Source organism: Enterovirga sp. (assembly GCF_035325185.1).
In the GTDB taxonomy this organism is placed as follows: Bacteria; Pseudomonadota; Alphaproteobacteria; order Rhizobiales; family Beijerinckiaceae; genus Enterovirga.
In genome coordinates, this window is sequence record NZ_DAOLAJ010000005.1 from 69478 (window position 1) to 78181 (window position 8704).

Annotated in this window: 6 protein-coding genes and 1 pseudogene; 6 read left to right on the forward strand and 1 reads right to left on the reverse strand. The window is 70.4% G+C overall.

All coding sequences use genetic code 11. The features are described from left to right. The 6 genes from PKD06_RS02040 to PKD06_RS02065 form a co-directional block, all read left to right on the forward strand. Positions 1–2175: SDR family NAD(P)-dependent oxidoreductase (locus PKD06_RS02040; RefSeq protein WP_324377243.1), on the forward strand; the 2175-nt coding region annotated here is incomplete at its 5' end. Positions 2176–2178: 3 nt separating this feature from the next. Further along, positions 2179–5601, forward strand: coding sequence for an acyltransferase domain-containing protein (locus tag PKD06_RS02045; RefSeq protein ID WP_324377245.1), 3423 nt, complete (start codon positions 2179–2181; stop codon positions 5599–5601). Continuing rightward, positions 5598–5888 carry a hypothetical protein gene (locus tag PKD06_RS02050; RefSeq protein WP_324377247.1) on the forward strand — a complete coding sequence of 97 codons (291 nt, stop codon included), beginning with the start codon at positions 5598–5600 and terminating at the stop codon, positions 5886–5888. Before PKD06_RS02045 ends, PKD06_RS02050 begins: the two co-directional genes overlap by 4 nt. A gap of 8 nt (positions 5889–5896) precedes the next feature. Next, complete coding sequence (locus PKD06_RS02055; RefSeq protein WP_324377249.1) at positions 5897–6736, forward strand: alpha/beta hydrolase; 840 nt, start codon at positions 5897–5899, stop codon at positions 6734–6736. Between the two features lie 148 nt (positions 6737–6884). After that, positions 6885–7412 (forward strand): TlpA disulfide reductase family protein, encoded by a 528-nt coding sequence (locus PKD06_RS02060; RefSeq protein WP_324377251.1) that lies wholly within the window; start codon positions 6885–6887, stop codon positions 7410–7412. A 13-nt stretch (positions 7413–7425) separates the two neighbouring features. Beyond that, the gene (locus tag PKD06_RS02065; RefSeq protein ID WP_324377253.1) at positions 7426–8214 is read left to right on the forward strand and encodes a YggS family pyridoxal phosphate-dependent enzyme; all 789 of its coding nucleotides are present in this window, start codon (positions 7426–7428) and stop codon (positions 8212–8214) included. 121 nt (positions 8215–8335) lie between these two features. On the opposite strand, the pseudogene PKD06_RS02070 reads toward PKD06_RS02065, so the two are convergent. Further along, positions 8336–8704, reverse strand: a pseudogene (locus PKD06_RS02070) (elongation factor 4); the annotation flags it as partial.

Sequence of the window (8704 nt, forward strand, 5' to 3'; positions counted from 1 at the left end):
GGCGGGGTTTTTGGCGCTGGCGGCCCGGCGGGGGGGGGGCCCCCCCCCCGCCTTTGCGCCCCGCCCGAGGCGGCTTTGCCGCCGCCCGGGGCCCAGCCGCCCAAGCCGGCAGCCCCCGCCGCGATCGACATGAACCGGGACTGGCTCGCGGCGCAGCTCGTCGATCTCGTCGTCAAGCGCACCGGCTATCCGAAGGACATCATCCGGCTCGATCTCGATCTCGAAGCCGATCTCGGCGTCGACTCGATCAAGCGGGTCGAAATCCTCGGCGGCATGGCGGAGGCCATCAAGGAGAACGGCGCCGACGCCTCCGCCAACCTCGAAATGGAAAAGCTCGCGAGCCTCAAAACGCTGGCCGCCATCGTCGATTATATCGAAAAGGCCCTGGCCTCCGGGACGCCCGGGGCCGCGCCGCCGCCCGCCGCGAAGGCCGAGACGAGCCGCAGCGAGCCCCGCCCCGCCACCGGGGCCAACGTGGCCACCGGGACCAACGGGGCTGCTGCCCCGTCCCGGAAGGCCGGCGCCGTCACGCGGGGGGTCGTGCGGCTGGCCGATGCCGCGCCCGAGGCGGAGTCGCGCCTTCCCCTTCTGCCGGGTGCGGTCCTGTTCACCGATGACGGGCGCGGGATCGCCCGGGAACTGGTCGAGCGCCTCGCCGATTTCGGCCAGGAGGCGGTCCTCGTCCGCCATGGCGCGCCGGCCGAGGGAGACGCGGCGCTCGCCGCCGACCTCACCTCGCCCGAGGCCGTGGACGACCTCCTGCAGCGGATCCGCGCGAAGCACGGACGGATCTCGGGCCTCGTGCATCTCCTGCCGCTGGCGCGGCCTCCCGCCGCCGAGGAACCCCTTGCCCGGATGGACCGGGAGGTCAGGTCTCTCTACCTCCTGGCGCGCGGCCTCGACCGGGAGATGAGGGAATGCGGCGAGGAGGCGGATGCGCTCTGCCTCGTGGCGACCGATCTCGGCGGCGCGATGGGGTTCGGCGAGGAGCCCCTGCCCGCGCATTATTTCGCCGGCCAGGGCGGGCTCGCCGGGTTCGCCAAGACCCTGGCCCTCGAATGGCCGGACGCGCTGGTGCGGGCGGTCCATCTGAGCAGCGAGGAGCAGGTCTCCGCCCTCGTCGAGCACCTGCTCGCCGAGGTGGCGATCGCCGGCGGCCCCACGGAAGTCGGCTATCTCGGACCGCGCCGCGTCACCTGGGAGCCGGTCTTCGAGCCCCTGCCGCAGCCCTCCGAAACCGCGCCCCTCCTCGACGAGACCTCGACCATTCTCCTCACCGGGGGCGCCCGCGGCATCACCGGGGCGATCGCCGTCGAGCTGGCGCGGCGCTACAAGGCGAATCTCGTCATCACCGGCCGCTCGGCTCGCCCGGCAGAGAGCGAGGAGGCCGATCTCGCCGCCTGCTCGACCCCGGCGGAGATCAAGGCGTGCCTGATCGCCCGCGCCCGCGCGGCCGGCAAGGAGGTCAATCCGGCCGCCGTGGAAGCGGAGTTCAACTGGATCGTGACCGACCGGGAGATCCGCTCGAATCTCGCAGCGATCTCGGAGGCGGGCGCGCGGCTGGAATACCACCCGATCGATGCGCGCGACCGGCCCGCCATGACGCGCCTCGTCGCGGAGATCGAGGAGCGGTTCGGCGGCATCGACGGCGTCATCCACGCCGCCGGGATCATGGAAGACAAGCTCGTCCGGGACAAGACGCCCGCTTCCTTCGACCGAGTCTTCCGCACCAAGGCCGAGAGCGTGCTCGTCCTGCGCGATCTCCTGAAGCCCGAAAGGCTGAAATTCTGCGTCTTCTTCGCCTCGACGAGCGGCCGCTACGGCAACAAGGGCCAGGCCGATTACGCCGCCGGCAACGAGATCCTGAGCAAGACGGCGCTCGAACTCGACCGGCTCTGGCCGGGCCGTATCCTCGCCGTCGATTGGGGCCCCTGGTCGCGGATCGGCATGAGCGCCGATCTCGAAGCCTATATGGTCGAGCGCGGCTTCACCCTGATCGCGCCGGAAGAGGGTCCCGCCATCCTCATCAACGAATTGCTGCACGGCCGGAAGGGCGAGACCGAGATCATCATCGCCGGCGCCACGGAGGAGGCCGGACGGCCCGTAACGCGGGCCGCCCGCAAGCCCCGCCCCTCGCCCGCCGCCACGGAGGGCGGGCTCGAAGTGGTGGCGTGACGCATGCTGGACCTTCACGAGGAGGCGAGGGACGGCGCGGAGGAGGAATCTGCCCGTCCCGCCGGCCCGGCGGCCGTGGTGCCGCCCTGGGATAGCGAGCTTCTGGTCCTGCGGGGGAGCGATCGCGCGCATCTGCTGCAGCGCCTGGAGCGGCTGGAGACGTTCCTGCGGGCGAACGGCGCGGTCGACCTGAAGGATCTCGCCTATTCCCTGAGCACGGAGGCCGCCCCCGTCGTCGGCGCCTGCCTCGCCTTGGTCGCCGGCTCGCGGGAGGAGTTGCAGGCCCGCGCGGCAAGCGCGGCCAAGCGGCTCGCCGACCCGAAGCGGACCCAGATCAGGGACGCCGCCGGCATCTATTATTTCGACCGCCCCTTGCAGAAGGAAGGCAGCCTCGCGCTCCTCTTTCCGGGAGAGGGCGGCGAATACGTCAACATGCTCTCGGATCTCTGCCCGCATTTTCCCGAGGTGGCGGAGGCGTTCGACAAGGCCGAGAAACTGGCCTGGAAGGCGTCGCGCGCGGCCGGCGAGAGATTCGCGCGCCTGTTCCGACTGCCCCGCAACGCCTCGGCGGAAGAGCGGGCCCGGGCGGAGAAGGACCTCGTCCAGCTCGACGCGATCGCCTCCGGCGTCCTCCTCGCCGACTGGGCCATGTTCGCGCTCCTCGAGGAACTGGGCGTCGAGCCCGCCGCCGTCGCCGGCCACAGCCTCGGCGAGATCGCGGCGCTCCAGGCCTGCGGCGCCATCGAGGGGAGCGAGGAGCAGCTCTCCCATGTCGGGGACGTGCTGAACCAGCTCGTGGCCTGGGAGGCCGAGAAGGCGATCACGCCCTCGAAGCTCCTGGCCGTGGGAGCCGGCCGGGCCGTTGTCGAGGAGGTCGTGCAGGCGACGGTCGGCGAGGGCATCCATCTCGCGATGGACAATTGCCCGCACCAGGTGATTGCGGTCGGCCATCGCGACCTCGTCGGGACGGTCGAGGCGGAGCTGAAGAGAAGGCAGGTCATCTGCGAATATCTTCCCTTCGACGTGCCCTACCACACCCCGCTCTTCGAGCCCTATCTCGGCCCCTTCACCGCGCTTTTCGAGAAGATCCCGTTCCGCCGCCAACCGCTCGCCACCCTCTATTCCTTCTCGACGGCCAGCCCCTTCCCCTCCGACGCCGCCGCCATGCGCCGGCATGTGGTCGAGAACTTCGCCCGGCCCGTGGAATTCACCGCCCTCGTCCGCGTCATGCATGCGGACGGCGTGCGCATCTTCGTCGAATGCGGGCCGCGCGGGAATCTCGCTTCCTTCGTCGACGACATCCTGCGCAAGGAGCGCTTCGTCGCCGTCGCCTCCAACCTGCCCACGCGCTCGGGCGTGACGCAGCTGAACCATCTCGCCGGCCTGCTCGCGGCCCATCACGTCCCCCTGAGGCTGGAGCATCTCTATGCCCGGCGCTCTCCCCGCCGGATCGCATGGGAGGAGAGTCCCAAGCCGGCCGCGCCCGAGGAGCCGGCTGCGGCCGCCGAGGGCGGGCCTCGGGCTGCGCCGCCCATGGCGCCGCCGGCCCCCGTGGCAGCCGGCCATCCGGGGCGGGCGGGCGTGATGTCCCGGCATCTCGCCCTGATGGAGCAGTTCCTGGACGACCAGGCCGAACTCATGGCGGCCTATCTCGACCGGAGGCGGCGGAGCGGACGGACGGTCCCGGTCCCGGCCCCCGAAGCCGCCCCGCCCCCCGCGCCTTTCGCCGAAGCCCGCCCCTCGCTGGCGGATCTTCCGCTTCTCTCGACAGCGAGCATCCTCGCCTTCGAGGCCGGGCGGGAGATCACGGTGCAGCGCCCACTCGATCTCGCCGAGGATCTGTTCGCGCTCCACCATACGATCGGGGGCCACGCCGTCAGCAAGGTCGATCCGAACCAGCACGGCCTGCCGGTCATGCCGATGACCTTCAGCCTCGAGGTCATGGCGGAACTCGCCGCCTGCCTCTGCCCCGGATACAAGGCCATCGGGATCGAGAACGTCCGGCTGTTCCATTGGCTGGCCTTCGACGCCGACGAACTGGCCTCGATCGAGGCCGCCGCCCGGCTCCTGCCGGCCGCCGGTCCCGCCTCGGGCCCCGAGGTGGCGGTCACCATCCATGTCCTCGGGGGAGCGGCGAACAAGGCAGGCGGGCGCTCCCCCGCCGGCCAGGGCGTCGTCAGGCTGGCCCGGGATTATCCCGAGCCTCCCCCCGTCGAGGAGTTTCCCCTCACGGACGAGCATCCCTGCAGGATCCCGGTCGACGTCCTGTACCGGAACCTGTTCCATGGCCCTCTTTTCCAGGGCACGCGCTCGACCGGGAGAAGCGGCCTCGAGGGACTGGAGGGCGAGATCGAGGTCCTGCCCCGCGAGCGGCTCTTCCGCTCCCAGCCCGACCCGCATTTCGCCCTGGACCCGGTCACGCTCGATGTGGGCATGCACCCGATCAGCGCCTGGCAGCTCGAATTCCCGGACCAGGCCGGCCGCGTCCTCCTGCCGGTCGAATTGAAGAAGATCGAGATCTTCGGGCCGCAGCTCGCGCCGGGCTCGCGCCTGGCCAGCCGCTGCTTCGCCAGGGGCGGCAGCTACCGGCATTTCAACCATTGCGTCGATCTGATCGGGCCGGACGGCCGGCACTGGTCGCGCATGAGCGGCCTGACGTTCTGGCGCTTCTACGTCCCGTTCGCGGAGGTGAATTTCTTCGGGCCGAAGGACGAGTATTTCATCAGCAAGCCCTGGGACGCGGTCCTCGCGCGATCCTCCGTCCCGGCCCGCTGCATCCGTCTCGACACCCCGCCGGACCAGAAGCAGCGGACGATGCGGATCGTCACCTCCAAGGTCGCGCTGGCACCCCCCGAGATGGCGGAATATCGCGGGCTCGGCGGCGACGAGGAGCAGGAGATCTCCTGGCTCTTCGGGCGCCTCGCCGCCAAGGATTCCGTGCGCCTCCTGTGGCATGCCCGCCATGGCGAGCGCCTCTATCCGACCGACATCGTCATCACCTCGCCGAACGGCCGCGGTCTCGCCGCCCGGCCGCGCCGGACGGCGGCCGAGGCGTTTCCGCATGTCGCGATCGCCCGTCTCGACGACGTGGTCGCGAGCGTCGCGGCCTTCGAGGCGCCGGTCGGCATCGCCCTCGCGCGTTGCGCTCCGCGGGAGGAGCCCGCATGGAATGCGGGCGAACGGGCGCTGCTGGCCGGGCTCGGGGAACGATCCGAATGGACGGCGCGCTTCCTGGCCGCCAAGGAGGCGGCCCGGCAGGCCCTCGGGGGCGTCGATCCGCCGACCGATCCGCTCGTCCTGGCCGCCGATGCGCGGACCGGCACGCTCGCCCTCGCCTGCGGAGCGGCGCGCGGGCGGGTCCTTGCCCATACCGCGCGCGACGGCGATCTCGTCGTCGCGGTCTGCCTGAACGAGAGGGCCGCATGAAGCCGCCGACGCCGGATGCCATCCTGCAAGACCTGGCCCGGATTCTCGGCGATTTCGACGGCCGGGAATATTCCGGGGAGATCGGTCCGAAGACCCTGTTCTTCGCCGATCTCGGCTTCGTCTCGATCGACGCCGTCATCCTCGCCGAGAAGCTCGAGGAGACCTATGGCCGGCGCTTCCGTTTCGGGGAGTTCCTGGCCGACCTCCGCGAGAGGGGCGCGCGCGACATCGAGATCGGCGAGCTGGCCGCCTTCCTGCACGGCCAGATGGCGCAGCCGGGAGCGTAGCGACCACCATGCCGATGCTCGACCTGAACGGGCTGCGATTCCACTATCAGCAGCGCGGCAGCGGTCCCGACGTGATCCTGATCCATGCCGTGACGAGCAACCTGTCCGTCTGGCTGTTCAGCAACGTCCTCGACATCCTGGCCCGCGAGTTCCGGGTGACCGCCTATGACATGCGCGGCCACGGCGCGAGTTCCGTCCCGCCGGACGGCTACACCTCGGCCGACATGGCGCAGGATCTTCGCGGCCTGCATTCCGCCCTCGGCCTCGGCCCGGCAATCCTGGTCGGGCACAGCTACGGCGCGGTCGTCGCAACCCATGCCGCGTGGCTCTACCCCGACATGGTGCGGGGGCTGGTCCTCTCCGATCCCTTCTTCGCCGGCCTCGCCGACATCGAGCCGAACCTCGCGGAGATGGAAGGGTGGCGGGACGTGCGCGCGGCCCTCGTCGCCGCGGGCGCGGAACTCGGGACGGATGTCGACCTGACCCGCCTCTTCCAGGCGATCGCGGGCCTCACCCCGGTGCAGAAGGAGCGCATCCGGGAGACGATGGGCGAGACGGCCTTGCGCTGGTTCTCGCAACTGCCGCAACTCGCCCGCACCACCTGCGGGCAGGACGTCTTCGCGCCCGCGGGGCTCACGGCCGAGCGGCTCCGCGAGATCCGCCAGCCGCTGGTCGCCCTCTATGACGAGCATACTTCCTTCGGCGCGACGCGCGAGTTCCTGCGGAACAATCTCGCCAACGTGACGATCGACACCGTACCCGGCGCGCGCCATCTCGCGCCCTTGCAGAGCACGGAGGATTTCACCCGTCTCGTCCTGACCTATTGCCGCCGCCTCGCCGGAGCGTGAAGCTCGCGCCGGCGGGCTGGGTCGATGACCGCGGCTTTTTCAGCAGCTCTGCTAAGCTGTTGTGAATGCACGTTGTTATCGGAAAGCCGGATTCCCTTTTTCCGTAGCGTGCTCTATGCTCGGCCCCGACGAGGATGGGAGCCGTGCCGTGTCCCACGGGAGGGAATGCGCGCCGCCATGGCGTGTCGCCGAATGGTTCAACACGCCCGAGCCGCTGACGCTCGCGCAGTTGCGCGGGCGCGTAGTGATGGTCTGCGCCTTCCAGATGCTGTGCCCCGGCTGCGTCAGCGAAGGCTTGCCGCAGGCCCAGCGGGTGGCCCATCTTTTCCGGCGCGAGGACGTCGAGGTGGTGGGGCTGCATACCGTCTTCGAGCATCACGACGCGATGAGGCCGGTCGCGCTGAGGGCCTTCCTGCACGAATACCGCATCACCTTTCCCGTCGGCGTGGACGAAGCGGACGGTGTCGGCCTGCCGCGCACCATGCGGGCCTATCGGATGGAGGGAACACCCACGACGCTGCTGATCGACCGGCAGGGCTATCTTCGGCGGCAGGTGCTGGGGCATCTGCCCGACCTTCGGCTCGGCGCGGAGATCATGGCGCTGATGAGCGAGGCCGCCGCGCCGCCGGATGCCGCCGGCTCGCCGGATATCCGCATGCCCGGCGGCTGCGCCTGAGGCGGGGCCGGAGATGACGGAACCCGCGGTCCCGCTCTCGCCCGGGGATCTCGCGCGCTTCGGCCCCGATCCGTCCGCCGCGTTCCGGGACAACCTGGCCGCGGTCGAGGAGCGGATCGCGCGGGCCTGCCGCCGGGCAGGCCGCGACCGCGCCGAAATCCGGCTCCAGCCGATCACCAAGACGGTGCCCGCGCGCATCCTGCGCCACGCCTTCGCCGCGGGCATCCGCTCCTTCGGCGAGAACAAGGTCCAGGAGGCGATGGGCAAGCGCGAGGCGCTGGCCGATCTGGATATCCACTGGAGCATCGTCGGGCATCTGCAAACGAACAAGGTCAGGCACCTCGTCCGCTTCGCGGATGAATTCCACGCGCTCGACAGCCTGCGGGTGGCGGAGGAGCTCGACCGGCGGCTGGAGCGGGAGGACCGCCTCCTCGACGTCTACGTGCAGGTCAATACCTCGGGAGAGGAGAGCAAGTTCGGCCTGCATCCCGATGCGCTGCCATCCTTCGCCGACGCGCTGCACCGCTTCCCGCGCCTGCGTCCGCGGGGACTGATGACGCTCGCCCTGTTCAGCACCGACATGGACAAGGTGCGCCCCTGCTTCGCGCTCCTGCGGGAGCTGCGCGACAAGGCAAGGACGGTCCACCCGGCCCTCACCGGCCTGTCCATGGGCATGTCGGGCGACTACGAGCCGGCCATCCTCGAGGGGGCGACCGTGGTTCGCGTGGGCCAGGCGATCTTCGGCAAGCGGCCTACGCCCGACGGCCATTACTGGCCCGGCCTCGCCCCGCAGGCAGCCTGAGAGGCCGCGGAGCGATTCACCTTCAACCTGCCTGATTGGAGCGGTCCTTGAGCCTCGAGGACATCGGGCTCGCGCTCCTGCCGGTGGCCGTCCGGCGGCCGCTCCTTCCGATGAAGCGGCCTCAGCCGTCCATCTTCAGGGCGGCGATGAAGGCCTCCTGCGGGATCTCCACGCGGCCGAACTGGCGCATGCGCTTCTTGCCCTCCTTCTGCTTCTCCAGGAGCTTGCGCTTGCGGGTGGCGTCGCCGCCGTAGCATTTGGCGGTCACGTCCTTGCGCAGCGCCCGGATCGTCTCGCGGGCGATGATCTTGCCGCCGATCGCGGCCTGGACCGGGATCTGGAAGAGATGCTGCGGGATCAGATCCTTCAGCTTCTCGCACATGGCTCGGCCGCGGCTCTCGGCGCGGTCGCGGTGAACGAGCATCGAGAGCGCGTCGACCGGCTCGGCATTGACGAGGATCTGCATCTTCACGAGGTCGCCCTCGCGGTA